Source organism: Sphingopyxis sp. sgz302558 (genome assembly GCF_057220455.1).
In genome coordinates this window covers 383,767-402,977 of record NZ_JBXPUZ010000002.1, presented here as the reverse complement: position 1 = coordinate 402,977, position 19,211 = coordinate 383,767, and the positions used below count along the sequence as shown (strand labels likewise).

21 protein-coding genes are annotated in these 19,211 nt (G+C 63.6%); 14 read left to right on the top strand and 7 right to left on the bottom strand.

Annotation, left to right across the window (positions count from 1 at the left end; genetic code table 11):
• Position 1: 1 nt before the first annotated feature.
• Together AC2TC0_RS07325 and AC2TC0_RS07320 are read right to left on the bottom strand one after the other, a co-directional pair.
• Positions 2-628, bottom strand: coding sequence for a hypothetical protein (locus tag AC2TC0_RS07325; protein WP_484716857.1), 627 nt, complete (start codon positions 626-628; stop codon positions 2-4).
• 23 nt (positions 629-651) lie between these two features.
• Complete coding sequence (locus AC2TC0_RS07320) at positions 652-1,377, bottom strand: AAA family ATPase (protein WP_484716856.1); 726 nt, start codon at positions 1,375-1,377, stop codon at positions 652-654.
• Between the two features lie 308 nt (positions 1,378-1,685).
• Here AC2TC0_RS07320 and AC2TC0_RS07315 point away from each other — a divergent pair, with 308 nt between their 5' ends.
• Positions 1,686-2,567, top strand: coding sequence for an SPOR domain-containing protein (locus AC2TC0_RS07315; RefSeq protein ID WP_484716855.1), 882 nt, complete (start codon positions 1,686-1,688; stop codon positions 2,565-2,567).
• A gap of 134 nt (positions 2,568-2,701) precedes the next feature.
• Here the strand turns inward: AC2TC0_RS07315 and serB are convergent, their stop codons facing one another.
• The gene (gene serB / locus AC2TC0_RS07310; RefSeq protein ID WP_484716854.1) at positions 2,702-3,580 is read right to left on the bottom strand and encodes a phosphoserine phosphatase SerB; all 879 of its coding nucleotides are present in this window, start codon (positions 3,578-3,580) and stop codon (positions 2,702-2,704) included.
• Here serB and miaA point away from each other — a divergent pair.
• The 4 genes from miaA (at position 3,573) to ilvC (ending at position 8,165) form a co-directional block, all read left to right on the top strand.
• The gene (gene miaA / locus AC2TC0_RS07305; RefSeq protein ID WP_484716853.1) at positions 3,573-4,550 is read left to right on the top strand and encodes a tRNA (adenosine(37)-N6)-dimethylallyltransferase MiaA; all 978 of its coding nucleotides are present in this window, start codon (positions 3,573-3,575) and stop codon (positions 4,548-4,550) included. The genes serB and miaA overlap by 8 nt on opposite strands.
• Positions 4,551-4,622: 72 nt before the next feature.
• Positions 4,623-6,377 carry a biosynthetic-type acetolactate synthase large subunit gene (gene ilvB, locus AC2TC0_RS07300; protein ID WP_484716852.1) on the top strand — a complete coding sequence of 585 codons (1,755 nt, stop codon included), beginning with the start codon at positions 4,623-4,625 and terminating at the stop codon, positions 6,375-6,377.
• A 142-nt stretch (positions 6,378-6,519) separates the two neighbouring features.
• The gene (gene ilvN, locus AC2TC0_RS07295) at positions 6,520-7,035 is read left to right on the top strand and encodes an acetolactate synthase small subunit (RefSeq protein ID WP_484716851.1); all 516 of its coding nucleotides are present in this window, start codon (positions 6,520-6,522) and stop codon (positions 7,033-7,035) included.
• 95 nt (positions 7,036-7,130) lie between these two features.
• The gene (gene ilvC / locus AC2TC0_RS07290) at positions 7,131-8,165 is read left to right on the top strand and encodes a ketol-acid reductoisomerase (RefSeq protein ID WP_484716850.1); all 1,035 of its coding nucleotides are present in this window, start codon (positions 7,131-7,133) and stop codon (positions 8,163-8,165) included.
• Between the two features lie 71 nt (positions 8,166-8,236).
• Here ilvC and AC2TC0_RS07285 read toward each other — a convergent pair whose 3' ends face one another.
• Both AC2TC0_RS07285 and AC2TC0_RS07280 read right to left on the bottom strand, forming a co-directional pair.
• Positions 8,237-8,869: a DUF6969 family protein gene (locus AC2TC0_RS07285; RefSeq protein ID WP_484716849.1), complete on the bottom strand. Its 633-nt coding sequence runs from the start codon at positions 8,867-8,869 to the stop codon at positions 8,237-8,239.
• Between the two features lie 11 nt (positions 8,870-8,880).
• Positions 8,881-9,171 (bottom strand): hypothetical protein, encoded by a 291-nt coding sequence (locus AC2TC0_RS07280; protein ID WP_484716848.1) that lies wholly within the window; start codon positions 9,169-9,171, stop codon positions 8,881-8,883.
• Between the two features lie 190 nt (positions 9,172-9,361).
• On the opposite strand from AC2TC0_RS07280, the gene AC2TC0_RS07275 reads away from it, so the two are divergent.
• Together AC2TC0_RS07275 and leuA are read left to right on the top strand one after the other, a co-directional pair.
• On the top strand, positions 9,362-9,754 hold the full coding sequence (locus AC2TC0_RS07275) for a hypothetical protein (protein WP_484716847.1): 393 nt from the start codon (positions 9,362-9,364) through the stop codon (positions 9,752-9,754).
• 207 nt (positions 9,755-9,961) lie between these two features.
• Positions 9,962-11,671, top strand: a complete 1,710-nt coding sequence (leuA, locus tag AC2TC0_RS07270) for a 2-isopropylmalate synthase (protein ID WP_484716846.1) — start codon at positions 9,962-9,964, stop codon at positions 11,669-11,671.
• A 272-nt stretch (positions 11,672-11,943) separates the two neighbouring features.
• Here leuA and AC2TC0_RS07265 read toward each other — a convergent pair whose 3' ends face one another.
• The gene (locus tag AC2TC0_RS07265) at positions 11,944-12,516 is read right to left on the bottom strand and encodes a TetR/AcrR family transcriptional regulator (RefSeq protein WP_484716845.1); all 573 of its coding nucleotides are present in this window, start codon (positions 12,514-12,516) and stop codon (positions 11,944-11,946) included.
• 144 nt (positions 12,517-12,660) lie between these two features.
• Here AC2TC0_RS07265 and AC2TC0_RS07260 point away from each other — a divergent pair, with 144 nt between their 5' ends.
• The 7 genes from AC2TC0_RS07260 to AC2TC0_RS07230 all read left to right on the top strand — a co-directional run bounded on the left by AC2TC0_RS07260 (position 12,661) and on the right by AC2TC0_RS07230 (position 16,802).
• A complete protein-coding gene (locus tag AC2TC0_RS07260; RefSeq protein ID WP_484716844.1) occupies positions 12,661-13,290 on the top strand; it encodes a hypothetical protein in 630 nt (209 codons plus the stop codon).
• Between the two features lie 77 nt (positions 13,291-13,367).
• Positions 13,368-13,880, top strand: a complete 513-nt coding sequence (locus AC2TC0_RS07255) for a DUF1993 domain-containing protein (RefSeq protein ID WP_484716843.1) — start codon at positions 13,368-13,370, stop codon at positions 13,878-13,880.
• On the top strand, positions 13,880-14,362 hold the full coding sequence (gloA, locus tag AC2TC0_RS07250) for a lactoylglutathione lyase (RefSeq protein WP_484716842.1): 483 nt from the start codon (positions 13,880-13,882) through the stop codon (positions 14,360-14,362). The genes AC2TC0_RS07255 and gloA overlap by 1 nt, the downstream gene beginning before the upstream one ends.
• Positions 14,344-14,517, top strand: a complete 174-nt coding sequence (locus AC2TC0_RS07245; protein ID WP_484716841.1) for a hypothetical protein — start codon at positions 14,344-14,346, stop codon at positions 14,515-14,517. The genes gloA and AC2TC0_RS07245 overlap by 19 nt, the downstream gene beginning before the upstream one ends.
• A gap of 184 nt (positions 14,518-14,701) precedes the next feature.
• Positions 14,702-15,316: a hypothetical protein gene (locus tag AC2TC0_RS07240; protein ID WP_484716840.1), complete on the top strand. Its 615-nt coding sequence runs from the start codon at positions 14,702-14,704 to the stop codon at positions 15,314-15,316.
• A 173-nt stretch (positions 15,317-15,489) separates the two neighbouring features.
• Positions 15,490-15,801 (top strand): hypothetical protein, encoded by a 312-nt coding sequence (locus tag AC2TC0_RS07235; RefSeq protein ID WP_484716839.1) that lies wholly within the window; start codon positions 15,490-15,492, stop codon positions 15,799-15,801.
• A gap of 122 nt (positions 15,802-15,923) precedes the next feature.
• Positions 15,924-16,802 (top strand): hypothetical protein, encoded by an 879-nt coding sequence (locus AC2TC0_RS07230; protein ID WP_484716838.1) that lies wholly within the window; start codon positions 15,924-15,926, stop codon positions 16,800-16,802.
• Here AC2TC0_RS07230 and AC2TC0_RS07225 read toward each other — a convergent pair.
• Entirely contained in the window at positions 16,799-18,940 is a 2,142-nt protein-coding gene (locus AC2TC0_RS07225) for an EAL domain-containing protein (protein WP_484716837.1), read from the bottom strand. The genes AC2TC0_RS07230 and AC2TC0_RS07225 overlap by 4 nt on opposite strands.
• Positions 18,941-19,211: the final 271 nt, after the last annotated feature.

Below are 19,211 nucleotides of genomic sequence, written 5' to 3'. Positions count from 1 at the left end.
ATCATTCCCCGTCGCTGATGCGGCTTGCGGATTTGCGGTTGCTCGGCGATGCCGGCACGCGGCTCGCCATCGCGTCGATTTCGGGCAAGGTGCTCAGATAATTGTCGAGCACGTCGATCAATATATGCTGCGCCGACCGGTTGTAGATGGCGCTGGCCAGGCGCAGCCGCAGGTGGCGCTCGGCATCGAGCCGCAGCGTGAAGGCGGCCTTTTCGCGCTGATGCGCCTCGACCGGCGCACGGCGCACCGTCGAACGACGGACAGGCTTCGGTGCCGGCGCTGCAACCACAACCGTTTCCACGCGCGCCTGCAGTTCTTCGAATTGCCGGACAACCTCAGGCTTCTGCACTTCCGGCAGATGAGCATCGACCGCGGTTTCGGCGTCAAGATTATGCGCGGGGACCGATTCGGGCATCACCGCCTTCAAATCGATGCGCACCGCCGTATCATTGGCCTCTACCGGATCGACATCGTAACCCATGTCGTTCCAGCCAAGATCGTCATAACCGTTGCCGGTCAGCGGCGCGGGGCCGCTGCCAAGCGGCTGGCGGCGCATCGCCGGGCGGGCTGCGCCTTTGCGCGCGAGCAAGCCAGAGGTCAGCGATGCGAGGGGTTTGGGTTCGCCCATCAGACTGGTCCTTCCGCTGAGCATCACTGGCCCGCTACGCGGCGGCCGAAGCCTCCGCCCAGCGGACGCATGGCACCAAATCCGGCGGCCTGCTGGGCCACCGGCGCGGAAAAGACGGTGCGACGGAAATTCTTTTCCAGACGGTCCGAAATATAGGTCCACAGCGACCGGACTTCCTCGGCAGATTTGCCGTTGGGGTCGACCTCCATCACCGTGCGGCCGTCGATCATCGAGGCGGCATAGTCGGTGCGGTGGTGCAGCGTGACCGGCGCCACCGTGCCATGCTGCGACAGCGCGACTGCGGCTTCCGACGTAATCTTGGCCTTGGGCGTTGCGGCGTTGACCACAAAGATCAGCGGCTTGCCGGCGCGTTCGCACAGATCCACCGTGGCACCCACGGCGCGCAAATCGTGCGGGCTGGGGCGGGTCGGAACGACGATCAGTTCGGCAACCCCGATCACGCTCTGGATCGCCATGGTGATCGCGGGCGGGGTGTCGATAACCGCGAGCTTAAAGCCCTGCTGGCGCAAAATCTCCAGGTCCGATGCCAACCGCGCGACCGTGGTCTGCGCAAAAGCGGGAAGTTCGGTCTCGCGCTCGTTCCACCAGTCGGCGAGCGAGCCTTGCGGGTCGATGTCGATCAGCACGACGGGGCCAGCCCCGGCGAGCTGCGCCTGTACCGCAAGATGCCCCGAAAGGGTGGTCTTGCCCGATCCGCCTTTTTGCGAAGCCAATGCCAATACGCGCACGGGATTCCCCTTAAAATTGGTCACCAATGAAGGGGGAGTGCCACGCTCGGCGCTAAAATTAGGTTAACGCGGGCGAAAACATGATGATGGTGGGGCTAACGGGCAGGGTTAATGCGCCCTAAGCCATCATATCCCGCCGCGCACGGCCATTGCTAACGCGCTGTTAGCCAATATCAGCTACCCAAACACCGAAGCCCTGAGCTTGTCGAAGGGCGTGGCGCAGAGCAGAACCCATGGTGCCGACCGGCGCCACGTGCTTCGACAAGCTCAGCACTACGGTGATGTGTGATCGCTCGGAGAAAAGGTTCATGCGTTTGATTTGGGCCCTCGCCCTCCTTTTCACCCCCGTCGTCGCTTATGCCGACGTCAAATCGGGCGTCGATGCGTGGGAGCGCGGCGAATATGCAGCAGCCGTGGCACAGTGGCGCCCGCTCGCCATCGCGGGCGACCCCGATGCGCAGTTCAATCTGGCGCAGGCCTATAAGCTGGGGCGCGGCCTGCCGGTCGATCTGGCAGAGGCCGAGGCCTGGTTCCGCCGCGCCGCCGACCAGGGTCATTTGCAGGCCGAAGATAATCTGGGCCTCGTCCTGTTTACCGCGAACAAGCGCGAGGCGGCGATGCCCTACATCTCCCGCGCCGCCGCGCGCGGCGAGCCGCGCGCGCAATATGTGCTGGGCACCGCACATTTTAACGGCGACCTCGCCAGCCGTGATTGGGCGCTGGCCTATGCCCTCACCAAGCGCGCCAGCGATGCAGGCCTGCAAGTCGCCAGTGCGCGCCTTGCGCAGCTCGACACGCTGATCCCGCTCGAAGAACGCCAGCGCGGTCTTGCCATGCTGCCCGAATTGGAAAAAAGCGAACAGCGCACCCGCCTCGCCGCCATAACCGCACCGCCCGCACCCGCGCCCAAACCCGCCGCCGCACGGCCCGCACCGCCCCGGGTACCCGCCGTCCCGTCCCCCGCTGCCGATAATTGGCGCGCGCAGCTCGGCGCGTTCGGCAACGAAGCCAATGCGCGCAGCCTCTATTCAGCCATCGCCAAAAAACACCCAGGCACCCGGCCCTATTATGTCAAAGCTGGCGCGGTGACCCGCCTGCAAGCCGGCAATTTCGCCGCCCGCGCCGATGCCGAGGCATTTTGCGCGAAGGTGCGGACAGCGGCCCAGCCTTGCATCGTGGTTGGAAAATAGAAAACTAAAACTGCAAAAAATAAACCGTCCGCCCTGAGCTCGTCGAAGGGCTGTCCTTTTCTTGGCACTATTGAAAAGAAGGACGGTCCTTCGACAAGCTCAGTACGAACGGGGTTGGGGTAATAGTTGGCGCATCACCCCCGCCACTCCCTTCGCGCATACCCCTGCGCCCACAGCAAAGCTGTCAAATCCCCATGCATTACGCTCGCATCCGCCGCCGCACGGGCGACGCTGTGCGCGCGATAGGCGACCCCCAGACCCGCGGCCGCTAGCATGGGCGCATCATTCGCGCCGTCACCAACCGCCAGCGCATTGGCAATATCGATCCCTTGGGCTGCACATTCGGCGCGCAGCGTGGCTTCCTTGACCCCGCTGTCGACGACCGGTTCCAATACCCGCCCGGTCAGCTTGCCATCGGCAATTTCCAGCACATTGGCGACCACCCGGTCGAAGCCGATTTCGGCGCCCACCGGTTCGGCAAAGCGGGTAAAGCCGCCCGACACCATCACCGCACGCGCACCATGGTCCTGCATAGTGTGGACCAGCGTGCGCGCGCCGGGCATCAGCGCCACGCGCTCGGCCAGACAGCGGTCGATGACGCCCGCGTCCATCCCTTTCAGCAGCATCACCCGCTCCGCCAGCGCCGCGCGGAAATCCAGTTCGCCTGCCATCGCGCGCTCGGTAATCGCCGCAATCTGCGGCTTGATGCCCGCATAATCGGCCAGCTCGTCGATGCATTCGACGGTGATCATTGTCGAATCCATGTCGGCGATGATCAGCTTTTTCCGGCGACCTGCCGCATCCTGCACCACTGTATCGACCGGCGCATTCCAGTCGGCTAGCGCTTTGCGCGCCGCCGCGACCTCACCGGTCAGCAGGAAATCTGCCGCGCTGCCGCGGTCGATCCATTCGGGCGCATGCACCGCAAAGCCCGCGCCGCGCAGCCGCCCGGCGGCTTCCTCGACCATCTCGTCGCGCAGCGCATCGGCTGCTATCAGCGTGACAATGACCATCGCGACACCCCTGCCCGCGCCCGACGACCGACCGCGCGTCGCGCTCATTGCAGGCCCGACGGCGAGCGGCAAGAGCGCATTGGCGGTCGCGCTTGCATGTGCGCTGCGCGATGCCGGGCGGGAAGCGGTCGTCATCAACGCCGACGCCAGCCAGGTCTATGCCGATATCCCCATCCTTTCCGCCCAGCCGACAGCGGCGGAACGCAAAGGCATCCCCCACCGACTGTTCGGCCATGTCGATGGCGCGCAGGACTATAGCGCCGCGCGCTGGGCCGACGAGGCGCGCAGGGAAATCGCGGCTGCCCACGCCGCCGGTGCCATCGCCATAATTGTTGGCGGCACCGGCCTTTATATCCGCACCCTCCTCCACGGCATCGCGCCCGTCCCCGCCATCGACGAAGCGATCCGCGCCGAAATCCGCGCCATGCCGGTGCACGAGGCCTATCGCCGCCTGCGCAGCGCCGACCCGCATGCTTCCGCAGCGCTGAACCGGCAGGACAGCACCCGCATTGCGCGCGCACTCGAAGTCGTAACGTCGACCGGCACCCCGCTGCATATCTGGCAGGAACGGCGCGAAGGCGGAATGGCGGATGCGCTTATGCTGACGCCGCAAATCCTTTTGCCCCCGCGCGACTGGCTGCGCGAGCGCTGCGATATTCGGCTTGCGGCCATGTTCAGCAACGGCGCGGCTGACGAGGTTGCAACCCTTGTCGCGCGCCAGCTCGACCCCCAACTCCCGGTCATGCGCGCCATCGGCGTGCGCCAACTCGCCGCCGCACAGGCGGGGGAAACCAGCCTCGCTGATGCCCTGACCCTCGCCCAGGCCGCCACCCGCCAATATGCCAAGCGCCAATACACCTGGTTCCGTCACCAGCTCCCGGACGACTGGCCACGCCATGGCGAGTCATTAAATCACGTCGGCATTGATAATTTGGCAATTAAATTACGTGATAGCGTGTTGACAGCTTAGAATCTGTTACCTATTGCGCGCCCTCCTGCTGCAACGCACAAGGCGGCGCAGCATGGCCCAAGGAGCAGTGACGTGCGCGAAATGAGCGGCGCAGAAATGGTGGTGCAGGCGCTGGTCGATCTCGGCGTCGATACGGTGTTCGGCTATCCGGGCGGCGCCGTGCTGCCCATTTACGACCAGCTCTATAACCACCCCACCATCCGCCACATCCTTGTCCGCCACGAACAGGCCGCGACCCACGCGGCAGAGGGCTATGCCCGCGCCACCGGCAAGCCCGGCGTCGTGCTCGTCACCTCGGGCCCCGGCGCAACCAACGCGATCACCGGCATCACCGACGCGCTGATGGATTCGATCCCCATGGTCGTCATCACGGGGCAGGTTCCCACCACGCTGATCGGCACCGACGCCTTTCAGGAATGCGACACGGTCGGCATCACCCGCCACTGCACCAAGCACAATTATCTCGTCATGGACCCGTCCAAACTGCCCGCGGTGATGCATGAGGCCTTCTATATTGCCACCCATGGCCGCCCTGGCCCGGTGGTCATCGACATCCCCAAGAATGTTCAGGTCGCGACGGGTGACTATATCGTCCCCGACCGCATCCAGCACCGCAGCTATCGCCCGCAGGTCGATCCCGATGCCAAGGCGATTGCGCAAGCGATCAAGCTGATCGCCAAGGCCAAGCGCCCGATTTTTTATACCGGCGGCGGCGTCATCAACGCCGGGCCTGATGCCAGCGTCCGGCTGCGCGAACTACAGGCGCTGACCGGCGCGCCGGTCACCTCGACGCTGATGGGACTTGGCGCCTTTCCGGCGAGCGACCCTGCCTGGCTCGGCATGCTCGGTATGCACGGGACGTACGAGGCCAATTGGGCAATGAACCGCGCCGACCTGATCATCGCGGTCGGCGCGCGCTTCGACGACCGCGTCACCGGCCGCCTCGATGCCTTTGCGCCTGAAGCCAAGAAGATCCACATCGACATCGACCGCAGCTCGATCAACAAGATCGTCCCCATCGATCTCGCCATCGTCGCCGACGCCGACCGCGCGCTCGCCGCACTGATCGACGGCTGGAAAGCAGGTGGGCATCAGGCCGCGGACCTCAGCGAATGGTGGGCGCGCATCGACGGCTGGCGTGCGACGCGCTGCCTCGACTTCCCCGAGGACAAAAAGCCAGACGCCGAAATCATGCCGCAACGCTCGATCCGCGCGCTTGCGGCGGCGTGCAAGGGCCGCAAGACGATCATCACCACCGAAGTTGGCCAGCACCAGATGTGGGCGGCGCAGCATTTTGACTTCGACGCGCCCAATGAATGGCTCACCAGTGGCGGCCTCGGTACCATGGGCTATGGCCTGCCCGCTGCCATCGGGGCGCAGCTTGCCTTCCCCGACGCGCTGGTCATCGACATTGCCGGTGAAGCCAGCATCCAGATGAACATCCAGGAACTCGGCACCGCGACCCAATACCGCTTGCCGGTCAAGATTTTCATCCTCAACAATGAATATATGGGCATGGTCCGCCAATGGCAGGAACTGACCTATGAAAGCCGCTATTCAAACAGTTATAGTGACAGTTTGCCAGACTTTGTGAAGCTTGCTGAGGCCTATGGCTGGAAAGGCATCCGCATTGAGAATATGGGCCAACTTGATGAAGGTATCGCCGCCATGCTCGCGCACGACGGCCCTGTGCTCGTCGACTGCCGCGTCAGCAAAATGGCCAATTGTTTCCCGATGATCCCCAGCGGCGCCGCGCACACCGACATGATCCTGCAACCCAATGACATCACCGGCACGATGGACGACGAAGCCAAGGCGTTGGTGTGATGGATTTAGAACTTGGACTGCCCTTCTTGGTCCAGCCTGCTCCCCTGCGAAAGCCGGGGTCCAGAGCGGCCTACACCGCTATCTCGGCATTGGGCCCCGGCTTTCGCCGGGGAGCGGAGTTGGTACGAATGGTGGCCCACCCATGAAAATCACCCAGCAAAAGGCCGAACGCCACGTCCTCGCCATCACGGTCGACAACGAAGCCGGCATCCTCGCCAAGATCACCGGCCTCTTCTCGGCGCGCGGCTATAATATCGAAAGCCTGACGGTGGCGGACATCAGCGCCGATCACGCGCTGTCGCGCATCACCATCGTCACCAACGGCCCGCCGCCGGTGATCGACCAGATTATCGCGCAGCTCGATCGCCTCGTCCCCGTCCATAAGGTCACCGACCTCACCGACGAGGGCGCGCATGTCGAACGCGAACTGGCGCTGGTCAAGGTTGCGGGAACCGGCGACAAACGTATCGAAGCCTTACGCCTCGCCGACGTGTTCCGCGCCAAGGTGGTCGATACCACGCTCACCAGCTTCATCTTCGAAATCACCGGCACATCCGAAAAGGTCGACAGCTTCGTCGGCCTGATGCGCGAATGCGGGCTGGTCGAGGTCGGAAGAACCGGCGTCGTCGCAATTGCGCGGGGTGCCGGCGAGAATTGATCCGTTCCCCGGCAAAAGCCGGGGCCCATCACCACAGGTTGCCACTGGACCCCGGCTTTCGCCGGGGAGCGCCAAAAACAGGGACGAACAAGACAATGCAAGTTTACTACGACCGCGACGCCGACCAAAATCTGATCAAGGACAAAAAGGTCGCCATCGTCGGCTATGGCAGCCAGGGCCACGCCCACGCGCAGAACCTGCGCGACAGCGGCGTGAAAGAGGTCGCCATCGCGCTGCGCCCCGGCAGCGCCACCGCCAAAAAGGCGCAAGAAGCTGGCTTCACCGTCATGACCAATGCCGACGCCGCCGCCTGGGCCGATGTCGTCATGATCCTCGCCCCCGATGAGCACCAGGCGCGCATCTATTATCAGGACCTGGAAGCCAATCTGCGCCCCGGCACCGCGCTCGCTTTCGCCCACGGCCTCAACATCCACTTCGGCCTCATCGATGCGCGCGCCGACCTCGACGTCATCATGATCGCGCCCAAGGGCCCCGGCCACACCGTGCGCAGCGAATATCAGAAAGGCGGCGGCGTCCCCTGCCTGATCGCGGTCGCACAGGAAGCCAGCGGCAGCGCCGGCAATGGCTATGCCAAGGCGCTTGCCCTATCCTATGCCTCGGCCGTCGGCGGCGGGCGCAGCGGCATTATCGAGACCAATTTCCGCGAGGAATGCGAAACCGACCTGTTCGGTGAGCAAGCCGTGCTGTGCGGCGGCATCACCCACCTGATCCAGGCCGGGTTCGAAACGCTGGTCGAGGCGGGCTATGCCCCTGAAATGGCCTATTTCGAATGCCTCCACGAAACCAAGTTGATCGTCGACCTGCTCTATGAAGGCGGTATCGCCAACATGCGCTATTCGATTTCCAACACCGCCGAATATGGGGATATCAAGACCGGTCCGCGCATCATCACGAGCGAAACCAAGGCCGAAATGAAGCGCGTCCTCGCCGACATTCAATCGGGCCGTTTCGTCAAGGACTTCGTCCTCGACAATCAGGCGGGACAGCCCGAACTCAAAGCCAGCCGCAAGGCGGCGGCCGCGCACCCGATTGAAAAAGTGGGCAGCGAGCTGCGCGCAATGATGCCGTGGATCGCCAAGAACAAGCTGGTGGACAAGGCAAAAAATTAAGGTCCCAACCCTCCCCACCCGCAGGACGGGTGGGGAGGGGGACCGTCTGGAAACGGTGTCGTGCCGCGACCCTAGCCCGCCAGCAACGCTTCCAGATCAATTTCGGTGCGCGCCAGCACCTCGGTCACGCGACTCTCGCCGGCCGCTTTACCCGCCAGCACGGCGGCATCGCGTCGCATCAGCACATCAGCGATTACCGGCATCGAAGCCTGCACCATGGCGGTCAACCAGTGCGCCACCTGCTCATCGCCATCGCCCGCGCCAAAGGCGAGCCGGGGCAGCAGCGCGCTGATTGCCCGCGCCGGATACATCCATTCGTTGGTGACCCAGCGATTGGGCGCAAACCACGCGATCGGCAGCCCCTGATGGTCGATGCTCAACGCGGCGATATGCACCAGTGACGGGCGCGGCCGCCGTCGGCCCGGCGGCGAAATCAGCGGCGCGGTGCGGCGCGGCAGCGCGCTGCGGCCGACGAACAGGTGGAAATGCCCATGTTCCTCTGCGCCCCGATCCCCCGGATTGTGGCAATGGTAAAACCAGCGCGCGCCCATCGGCCCGCTGGCGTTGTCGGTGTCCGGAAAGCGCTGCCCGGCGGAAACCGGCTGGGTCCCGCCAAGCACGCGCGTCATCAACGGCACGCCGGTGGCCGCCAGCGCCGCCGTTGCAGACCATAAACGGTCAGCCGGGCTCAAACTGTCGGCCACCGACCAGCCGCTCAATTGGCCGCTTCGGTGTCGGCAGCGGCGGCAGCCGCGGCCTTGGCCTTGGCTTCTTCCGCCTTTTTCGCGGCGCGGGCGACTTTGCGGGCCTCGCGGGCGACGCGCTGCTTTTCCAGCCGCGCCTCGCGCTGGGCATCGCTTTCGTAGCTATTGCTGTTGTGCAGCCCGCTGCTTTGGCTGCGCGGCGCGCTGAAGCCGCAGCACGACACCGCACCAGCGGGGGCCGCGACCACGGTCAGCCCACCGGCGACCGCCATCAGCATGGCGAAATTGCGTCCCTTCGTCATGTCATTCTCCTTTGCTCTTGTCGGGGCAACCGGCGGCTTATCGGCCCCGGTTGCTGTGGGTTCGCGCCTCGCCGGCAAAAGGTTGCAGCGCCGGCAAGCTCCCGTTCATCTCGCTTCGCTACCCAGCACTGGTCAGCACAGTTCAGAAAGTCCGGCGCCCGTGCGATTTCCGTTATTTTGTGCGGCCCTCATGATGGCCCCGGCGCTTGCTGCAGCCGAGCCGCCCGCTGCAGCGGACATTGAAACCATGCCCGACGGATCGCAGCGCTGGTCCTTCCTCGTCACCTATGGCGACGAACAATGTCCGCCCGCGCAGGGTGATGAGATCGTCGTGTGCGCGCGCCTGCCTGAAAGCGAACGTTACCGCATCCCCGAACCACTCCGCGAGCGCAAGGCCGACACCGTGGCGATGGGCGCCAGTTGGACCGCACAGGTCGAAAGCTATGAAAATGTCGCTCGCCTCTCGCGCCCCGACAGTTGCTCGTCGGTCGGCAGCTACGGCTGGAGCGGCTGCACCGCCAAAGCGCTGCGCGACTGGTTTGAGGAACGCCGCCTGATCGAGGCAGAGGGCAAAGCCGAGTAACGGCAGCTGCTACGCGCAATTTTCTGACTTAGCCCTTGCACGTAGCGACATTTTCGCGCACTAGGCCGTGTATGCGCTGTAACGCCCTTTTGCTTCTGCGACTTCCACGCCCTTGGGCGTGATGAACCGTCTGCGCGGGTGACGCGCGGCAACACGGCCAAGGGCGAATACACAATCCCAGCCATTTTAGCAGAAGCGAACCGACTCATGCTCCGCGACCCATCGGTCAAATACCGCCCCTTCGCGCCCGTCCCCCTGCCCGATCGTCAATGGCCCGGCCGCACCACCACGCGCGCGCCGCGCTGGCTGTCGACCGACATGCGCGACGGCAACCAGGCGCTGATCGACCCGATGGATGCGGAAAAGAAGACGCGCTTCTTCGACCTGCTCTGCAAAATCGGCCTCAAGGAAATCGAAGTCGGCTTCCCCGCCGCGGGCGCGACCGAGTTTGATTTCATCCAGGGTCTGGTCCGCTCCGGCCGCATCCCCGACGATGTGACGGTGCAGGTGCTCACCCAAAGCCGCGCCGACCTCATCCGAACCAGTTTCGACAGCCTGGCAGGCGCGCGCCGCGCCATCGTCCATGTGTACAACGCGCTCGCCCCGGCCTGGCGCGCCCAAGTCTTCGGCATGGAACGCCCGCAAGTGAAACAGATCGCCATCGACGGCGCGCGCCTGCTGGCCGACAATGCCGCGCGGCTGCCGCAGACCGACTGGCATTTCCAATATAGTCCCGAATGTTTTTCGACCACCGAGCTCGATTTCAGCGTCGAGGTGTGCGCGGCGGTGATGGATGTGCTCCAGCCCACGGCTGACAAACCCATCATCCTCAACCTCCCCGCCACGGTGGAGGCGGCGACACCCAACATCTACGCCGACCAGATCGAATATTTCTGCCGCCACCTGCCCAATCGCGACCGCGCCATCATCAGCCTGCACACCCACAATGATCGCGGCACCGGCGTCGCGGCGGCGGAACTGGGTCTGCTCGCGGGCGCGGACCGGGTCGAAGGCTGCCTGTTCGGCAATGGCGAGCGCACCGGGAACAGCTGCCTCGTCACCATTGCGCTCAACCTCTATACGCAAGGGATCGACCCCGGCCTCGATTTTTCCGACATCGACGCGGTCATCAAGACGGTCGAATATTGCAACCAGCTGCCCGTCCACCCGCGTCACCCCTATGGCGGCGAATTGGTCTATACCGCCTTTTCCGGCAGCCATCAGGACGCGATCAAAAAGGGGTTCGCCGCGCGGCAGCGCCAGAATGACGACTATTGGCAGGTGCCCTATCTGCCCATCGATCCCGCCGACCTCGGCCGTACTTACGAAGCCGTCATCCGCGTCAACAGCCAGTCGGGCAAGGGCGGCGTCGCCTGGGTGCTCGAACAGGACCGGGGACTGAAGCTCCCCAAGCGCATGCAGGCGGCCTTCAGCCCTATCGTCCAGGCGCTTGCCGACGCCACCAGCCGTGAACTCACCGCCGACGACATCTGGCAGGCGTTCGAGGCAAGCTATCTGACAACCGCGGGCAAACGCTTCGAACTGGTCGAATGGGCCGAAACTAATAGCCCCTCCCCTTCAGGGGAGGGGTTGGGGTGGGGACTGTCAGGACAGAGCCTCAACCACTCTCGCATCTTCACCGGTAAATTGCGCATCGACGGCGAAATCCGCAGCGTCAGCGGCCGCGGCAATGGCCTGATGTCCAGCGTCATCGCCGCGCTGGCCGAAGCCGGCGGCCCGGTGATGGACATCGTCGATTACAGCGAACATGCTATCGGCGCCGGCAGCGACGTGGCTGCGGCAGCCTATGTCGAATGCCGCACCGCCGATGGAACCAGCAGGTTCGGCTGCGGCCTCGACACCGACGTTGCCACCGCGAGCGTGCGCGCGATATTGAGCGCGGCGAACGGGGGGTAGCGCGCCCAAACATCTAAAAACCCCCGTCGCCCCGCACTTGATGCGGGGCTTGGCTAACTCGGTGCACGCTCAGCTTAGAGAGCCAAACCGCTTGTCAAGCACGGTGTAACGATAAGGAACGCTATGACAGTTACCGACCCCTCAGCCGCCGTCATTCCCGCGAAAACTCGAAGCCGGAGCTGAATTGACCGTATCGGTCTAAGCGCACAGTGAACCTTCGGCAGACGCATGAACGGGCAGGAAAGGCCGCCAGCAGTTGGGCCTGTTGAACGTCATCCGAGCTGCCGTACGAGCTTGCTTCTCAGAGCCGCAACAATCCTGTCGGCAAGCGCCGGGTCTTCGACCGCGCGGGCCATGGAGATGCCGCCCGAGAGCATGGCGAGCATGGCGATGGCTTCAGCCTGATCGGTCATGCTATCCCCGGTGGCCATCCCCGAAGCGAGAACATTGATCGCGCGCCGCAGTTCTTCTTCATAGGCGCTGCGGGTGTCAGCGTCGGCGCGCGCGACCTCGGCTGTCAGGCTTTGCAGCGCGCAGCTTTCGGTAAGGTCGCAGCTGCGCCGGTCGGTGAGGTAAAAGTCGACGAAGCGCGAAACCCATGCGCCACCCCCGTCCTTCATCCCAGCAATGCCATCGGCCAGATCGGCCATGCCGGCCACGACCGCTTCGCGGAAGGCGTCCTTCTTCGAGCGGAAGTGCGCATAAAATGCGCCGGAAGTGACCCCTGCGGCCTTCGCGAGTCCGTCTACTCCCAGCCCGCCATAGCCTTGGCTGCGGAAGCCTCGGCCTGCGCTGGCAAGGATACGTGCCCGGCTTTCTTCTTTTTTACCAACGGGATGTGACATGCATACCTCTCTCCGCATAGCGATCGCTATTTTTTGATTGACCGCATAACGAGCGCTATATAATTACTGCATCACGGTCGTTATATCGAGATCGTGATGCCGGGGCAATCGCTGCGGCATGCCAATGTCGAAAAGGAGTCCCCCATGGCCAAAGCCTTCGTCTACACCGAATTGCAGAACTCTCTCCCGTTCAAGTCCGCACCGTGGCGCGAGCTCAACCCCGTGATTCTCGAGCAGCCCGGCTTTCGCAACAAGACCTGGCTGTCGGGGGTCATCAACAACTCGGTCGGCGGGTTCTATGAATTCGACTCGATCGAAAACGCCAAGAAGTTCGTCACCGGCTATTTCCCGGGCGAGGCGCGCAAGTTCGGCGTCGCTCAGACCACGCGGGTGTTCGATGGCGACGTGGTCGAGGAAGCCAGCCGCTACCTGAACTCAGTCCACTTCGGCGGCACCGTGACGGTCACGCCGGGCGCCTTCGTCTACACCGAGGCGCAGATTGCCGCCAATTTCGCCGATGCCCCATGGCGCGCGATGAACCCAATCCTCAAGGCCCAGCCGGGCCTGCTGCACAAGACGTGGCTATCGGGCGTGCACACCCAGTCGGTCGGGGGCTTCTACGCGTTCGACACGCTCGAAAACGCGACGCGCTTCGTCACTGACTACTTCCCGACCGAAACCGCAGGGCTGAATGTCGCCTACACCACCCGCATTTTCGATGCGGCGCTGGTCGCTGAGGCAAGCCGTGGGGTGAACTCGCAGTTCTTCGGCTGACCCCCGCGCGGCCGGCGCATCGCCCCATGCGCCGGCCGCAACCGGGTAAGGCCCCTTTGCGCAAAAGGATCATAACCATGGCGATTGCTACTCCTGCGCTGATGCGCGCCGTATTTCTCCATCATCTCGAACGGCTCGATGCCCTGTTGGCGACCGCTGCGGAGCACACCGCAGAAGACGAGGCGATCCTTGCCGCGCGCCTGTATCCCGACATGTATCCGCTTGTCCGGCAGGTCCAGATCGCCTGCGACCTCGCCAAGAACGCCGCCGCGCGGCTAACGGCGACGCCAGCGCCTTCCTTCGCGGATGACGAAGACAGTATCGCTTCCCTGCGCGGCCGCATCGCCGCAACCCTGCGCTTCCTAGCTGCGACGGACGGGTCCGCCTATGCGGGGGCGGAGCGCCGCCGCGTCACCTTTGCCTTTGGCGGACGGCCGGTCGAAGCTGACGGAGCGGATTATCTGCTCGGCTTTGCCGTGCCGAACTGCCTGTTCCACACCTCGATCACCTACGCGATCCTCCGAAGCCTCGGCGTCCCGCTCGGCAAGTGCGACTTCCTCGGTTCGCCGCAGGGGCTGGAGGGGCTGTGATGACCACCGAGCTTCAGGAGGCACCCGCTCCCGGCGCGCCCGCGACTGGCCTGCTTGGCCAGCCGCGCTTGCTGCACACTATGATCCGTGTGCGCGATCTCGGCCGCAGTCTCGACTTCTATGTCGGGCTGCTGGAAATGCGCCTGCTCAGGCTCAAGGATTTCCCGGAGGGCAAGTTCACCCTCGCCTTCGTGGGTTACGGGGACGAGAGCAGCACGGCCGTGATTGAGCTCACCCATAACTGGGGTGCCGCGGACTATGACCTCGGCAACGCCTGGGGCCATATCGCTCTGGGTGTTGCGGATATTCACCGGGCGGTAGCCGCACTCAGCGCCGCCGGGGTCAGGGTGGTTCGCCCCGCCGGTCCGCTCAAGGGCGACAAGCGCGAGGTCATCGCCTTCATCGAGGATCCGGATGGCTATCGCATCGAGCTTATCGAGAAGACGACCGAGGAGGCGCTGCAATGGATATCCATGCTGTGAGTGCCGCACGCAGGATCGGCACCGCAGTGCTGGCGCTTGTGCTCTTTGCGCTGGGGCTGCCCGTACCGCTGATCCCGCTGGCCGACTGGCTGATGCCACCCAACCGGGCGGCTTCGCAATGCTTATACCGTGCGCCGAAAGTTGAAGCGGTGTGAGCGCAAGGCTGAACTTAGGAGCCGCCATTCAGCTAACCACCCCCTTCCGGTCGTTCGACATGGTCATGCGGGACCCTAAAACTGGAGTGGCAGCTATCGCGCCAATCTGGCCGAAAGCGGAATTGCTCGAAACGACCCCATTGCCGACATTCCGTCATTGGCGTTTAGTGTCTCAATGCGACCGATGGAGAAGCTCCCGCCCGCCTTCAAGCGCTATCGAAAGATGTTGGGCGCACTCGATTTTGCTGTGTTCGAAGACGCAGGCAGCACAGAGGAGGATGTCCTCTCAGCGATGTCGCAGGCATTGTTCGACGCTCGCCACTTCGACGCTGAGAGACTGCGCACATTGGGGTGCAGGCGGCTGCGAGAACGGTCATTTTTCGGGGAGTGGTATGATCTGGAAAGCGGAATGCTGCTGAAGATCGGCGACTACACGACCGCTGACGGGACCCAGTTGCACAACCCGAAGCTCAAGGAGCTAGACCACGTGAAGATCATGTCAGGAGGAGCCCCGGTCCCAGAGGCTGGTGCGGGAGGCGAGTTTGCTTATGCCTTCTCAAATTCACCCTACGGGCTTAACGGGCGGCCAAGCGAGATTCAGTCCGTCTTCGAGGAGATAAGAGACTTCATCCTCCCGCCGACGCACAAGGGCGACATATGCGATTGGACTAGCCCGAAGCTTCCAGAGGTATCGGATTACTTTGAGGCAGGAATGGAATGGTGGGGAGTCTTCCTGTTCAGCATCTACATCCCGGCCCAACAGAAGCTCACCATCATTGCCGGTTCGACCAGCGACTAGGTGTGAACGTCCGCTTTCCACCCCCTTCCGGTCGTTCGGCATGGTCATGCGGGCCCCTAAAACTGGAATGGCAGCTATCGCGCCAATCTGGCCGAAAGCGGAATTGCTCGAAACGACCCCGTTGCCGACGTTATAGATTTCGATATCTTTATCGCTTCAGGGTGTCGCTGATCATGGAACAATCGCTGCGCGAAGTACCGCTCCCGGCGCAAATGCAGGGGCGCTGGGTAGATGCGGATGACTCATCGGTCGAGCTAATCGTCAGTGGTGGGGAAGTCTCCTGCTTTGGCCAGACTGTCGATTACGATTACAAACTGGTAGGAGAGGAAGATGGCGCACTCACAGTAAGTCTAAGGATAAATGATCACGCTAATGAGGACACGTTTCAACGTTCAAACATTACTGGTTTGGTTGTCACGCCAGACGGTGAGTTCCACGCCTACAATGTGAAGTTCGCGAGCCAGTTTGTCCGCGCTTCCGGCTGAGACGCTAGCGGCAGCAACCCACCCAAAACCCGACCTACCTTTCGTCCCGAAAAAAACCCTTTCCTACATCAAACCAATATGGTTCATCCTGTCCGGTTTCCTAAACCACAAAGGATGAACCCATGCTCGAATCCCTCTCCCCTCCAACCGACATCCCCGCGCCCGCCAGCTATCACTGGACCCCCGCGCTGCAGGCCGATTTCCTCGGCCATCTGGCCGCCACCGGCTCTGTCACACTGGCCGCAAAACAGGTTGGCATGTCGCCGCGCGCCGCGCACGATCTGCGGCACCGTGCTGACGGCGCGGCGCTGGCGATTGGCTGGGCGGCGGCGGTGCTGATTGCCCGCGCGCGGCTGGAAGATGCGATGCTCGACCGCGCGCTGTTTGGCACGGAGGAGAGCTGGGAACGCACCATCGACGCTGACGCCGGCACCCAGCGTGTCACGCGGCGGCGGCATCATGTACAATCCGGCCTCGCCATGCTGGCGCGGCTCGACCGCATGGTGGAAACGCCCGCCGTTACCCTCGACGCGCGGCTGGCACAGCTTGCCGCGTCGGACTGGGCCAGCTTCCTCGACCTCTTTGCCCATGGCGATTTTGCCACCGCAATGACCGACCTGCTCGAACAATGGTTCGCCGCGCGCGTCGCTGCACCCGACCGGCTGGCGCAAATTGTCGGCGTAACGCCGATCGCGAGTGAAGTTGCGCAGATTTCCGACGATTCGCCGGCCGACCTCTCCTATGAAGAGGCCGTCGCGAAACAGGCCGATCAACTGAAGATGTGGTGGGATGGCCGTCAGCAATGCTGGGTCACCAATTTCCCGCCGACGCCCGATTTCGCTGGCGAAGCGGAAGGCGAATTTGGCAGCAAAGGGTATTGGCGGACACTCGCCGATGATGAACAGGCCGTTTTGGATGCGGCCGAAGCGAGCCATCTGGCGACCCTGCGTACCGCTGCCAAAGCAAAACGGGGCGAATATTTTGGGTTGGCAGCGGCTTAACCCGCCCGCAACGACCCGATGTCGACCGACATGAATTTGGGCTTGCTTGCCCGCTCTTCGCTGCCGAGCGCGGCGGCCGCAAGGGCATAGGGCGAGATGCGAAAGCGGGTGCACAGCCCGCCGGCGCCGTCGCTGATCAGCGCAGTTTCAAATTCGACGCCGATTTCGGCATCCTTGCTACGGCTGACGGTGCACACGACCAGCTGGCCACCGCCCAGGTCGAGCACCAGGTCGGTGCCCACCGGCACGCCGACCAGCCCCTCGATCCGCGCGCCGGTCTTGGACAGGTCGCGCAGGATGGCGTCATAGCGATGATCCTCGTGGATCACGCCGATACGCAGGAACACGGTGCGGCGTTCGGAACGGAACTTGTCGGGGCCGCTCGGCGCGATGCGCAGTGCGCCCGTTTCCATGCACTGCTCCAACTCGGACAGCGGCATGGGGCGCGAATAAAGAAAGCCTTGGACGAATTTCGCACCCTTGCCGCGGATCACCTCAAGCTGGTCAAACGCCTCGACGCCTTCGACTGTGGTCTCCATGCCCAGAGCATCGGCCAGACCGACGATCGCGGCGATGATTTTGGCGCTGTTCTGATCGGCCTGCACCGCGTCGTTGACGAAACTGCGGTCGACCTTGATCTTGTCGAACGGCGCCGAGCGCAAATAGCTCAGCGACGAAAAGCCTGTCCCGAAGTCATCCAGCGCCAGCCGCACCCCCAGCGCCTTCAGCGCCTTGAACGTGTCGGCAATCGTTTCGCTGTCACCCAGCAGCACCGATTCGGTCAGTTCCAGCTCCAGCCGGTCGGGGGTCAGCCCGCTTTCTGTCAGCGCCTGCCGCACCGTTTCGACAAAGTCGGCGTTGGCAAACTGCACTGCCGACACATTCACCGCAACGCGCACCGCTTCGGGCCAGCGGACCGCATCGGCGCAGGCGCGGTGCAGCGCCCATTCGCCCAGCGGCGCGATCAAATTGGTTTCCTCGGCGATGGGGATGAAAATGCCGGGGCTAACCGGCCCGCGCTCGGGATGCTCCCAGCGCATCAGCGCCTCGCAACCGACTACCAGATTGTCCTCGATGCGGACCACCGGCTGGTAAAACAGGTCAAGCTCGCCCTTTTCCAGCGCGGTGCGCAGATCGTCGAGCAGCTGCGCCCGCTCCTCCGCTTCATCCTTCAGATCGCTCGAATAAAACCGATACTGTCCGCGCCCGCCATTTTTGGCGGCGTACAGCGCCAGGTCCGAATTCCGGATCAGTTCCTCGCGCGTGTCGCCGTCATAGGGGGCGATGGCGGCACCCACCGACGTGCCGATCATCGCTTGCTTGCCGTCAATCGGATAGGGCTGCGACACCAGCTGGACAATTTTGGCGGCCAGCTCGCCCAGCGTGCCGCGGTCATCGACATCGGGCAGGATGATCTGAAACTCGTCGCCGCCCAACCGGCCGATCTCGCCGCGCTTGCCGACAATGCTGGTCAGCCGCTGCGCCACCTGCTTGAGCAGCGCGTCGCCCGCTGGGTGCCCCATCGTGTCGTTGACCGCCTTGAACCGGTCAAGGTCCAGCATCATCACCGCACACGATCGCCGCGCCGCCTTGAAACTGGCGAGCAGGCTGTCGAGTTTGCGGTTCATGCGGTGGCGATTGGCAAGTCCCGTCAGCGAGTCATATTCGGCGAGGCGACTGTCCTCCAGCTTGCGCTCATATTCGATCGTCACGTCGCGGGCGCTGCCGCGATAGCCGACAAAATTGCCGCTGGCATCCAGCTTGGGCAGCCCGGTGAGCAACCACCAGGTTTGACGCTCGGCTTCGCGCTTCGTTCCGGGCACAAAGCGGACCACCATGTCGGTGATGCGGTTGCGGGCGGCGAGCTGGAAATTCAGCGGGCGGCCCGTCAGCCCATCGGGATTTTGCGTGTCGCTTTCAAACAGCGCCGTCAGCGGCTGTGCGAGCAGTGCCTCGAGGGGCTGGCCAAGCTTTTCCGCCGCGCTGGCCGACAGGTAGATCAGCCGTCCCTCGGCATCGCTGGCCCATATCCAGCCAATTCCCGCTTCCTCAAAATCATCCAGCAGCGCCAGCCGCCGGGCATCGTCGCCGGCGCGCACCACGGCATTGCCGCCGGCGCGCAGCGGCGCTTCGGTCACGTCCGCCGCTTGGCCGGTAAAATTTCGCAGCAATCCGCGCACTGTTTTCCGCTTCGTCCTGACTTGGTCCCGGCCCGCGACCACACCCGCGACCGTCGTTTTCGCTGCCGAATTAAGCAGATTAAGGTTACCGGGAGCTAAAGATGCAGCGACTTTTGCAGCAAAATCGGGCGATAATTTCCGCTGCTTGCTGCGTAATGCGGCGGTGCTATTGGCGCTTGCGCCGCCTTCCCTTTACGTTAAGGTGAACCTTGTCCTACCCTGCCCTTGC

What these genes read in the sequence shown, in the direction of transcription:
- AC2TC0_RS07325 (WP_484716857.1), bottom strand. Translation starts at nt 628, where the DNA reads ATGGGCGAACCCAAACCCCTCGCATCGCTGACCTCTGGCTTGCTCGCG.
- AC2TC0_RS07315 (WP_484716855.1), top strand. Translation starts at nt 1,686, where the DNA reads ATGCGTTTGATTTGGGCCCTCGCCCTCCTTTTCACCCCCGTCGTCGCT.
- miaA (WP_484716853.1), top strand. Translation starts at nt 3,573, where the DNA reads ATGACCATCGCGACACCCCTGCCCGCGCCCGACGACCGACCGCGCGTC.
- serB (WP_484716854.1), bottom strand. Translation starts at nt 3,580, where the DNA reads ATGGTCATTGTCACGCTGATAGCAGCCGATGCGCTGCGCGACGAGATG.
- ilvN (WP_484716851.1), top strand. Translation starts at nt 6,520, where the DNA reads ATGAAAATCACCCAGCAAAAGGCCGAACGCCACGTCCTCGCCATCACG.
- ilvC (WP_484716850.1), top strand. Translation starts at nt 7,131, where the DNA reads ATGCAAGTTTACTACGACCGCGACGCCGACCAAAATCTGATCAAGGAC.
- AC2TC0_RS07280 (WP_484716848.1), bottom strand. Translation starts at nt 9,171, where the DNA reads ATGACGAAGGGACGCAATTTCGCCATGCTGATGGCGGTCGCCGGTGGG.
- AC2TC0_RS07275 (WP_484716847.1), top strand. Translation starts at nt 9,362, where the DNA reads ATGATGGCCCCGGCGCTTGCTGCAGCCGAGCCGCCCGCTGCAGCGGAC.
- leuA (WP_484716846.1), top strand. Translation starts at nt 9,962, where the DNA reads ATGCTCCGCGACCCATCGGTCAAATACCGCCCCTTCGCGCCCGTCCCC.
- AC2TC0_RS07265 (WP_484716845.1), bottom strand. Translation starts at nt 12,516, where the DNA reads ATGTCACATCCCGTTGGTAAAAAAGAAGAAAGCCGGGCACGTATCCTT.
- AC2TC0_RS07260 (WP_484716844.1), top strand. Translation starts at nt 12,661, where the DNA reads ATGGCCAAAGCCTTCGTCTACACCGAATTGCAGAACTCTCTCCCGTTC.
- AC2TC0_RS07255 (WP_484716843.1), top strand. Translation starts at nt 13,368, where the DNA reads ATGGCGATTGCTACTCCTGCGCTGATGCGCGCCGTATTTCTCCATCAT.
- gloA (WP_484716842.1), top strand. Translation starts at nt 13,880, where the DNA reads ATGACCACCGAGCTTCAGGAGGCACCCGCTCCCGGCGCGCCCGCGACT.
- AC2TC0_RS07245 (WP_484716841.1), top strand. Translation starts at nt 14,344, where the DNA reads ATGGATATCCATGCTGTGAGTGCCGCACGCAGGATCGGCACCGCAGTG.
- AC2TC0_RS07240 (WP_484716840.1), top strand. Translation starts at nt 14,702, where the DNA reads ATGGAGAAGCTCCCGCCCGCCTTCAAGCGCTATCGAAAGATGTTGGGC.
- AC2TC0_RS07235 (WP_484716839.1), top strand. Translation starts at nt 15,490, where the DNA reads ATGGAACAATCGCTGCGCGAAGTACCGCTCCCGGCGCAAATGCAGGGG.
- AC2TC0_RS07230 (WP_484716838.1), top strand. Translation starts at nt 15,924, where the DNA reads ATGCTCGAATCCCTCTCCCCTCCAACCGACATCCCCGCGCCCGCCAGC.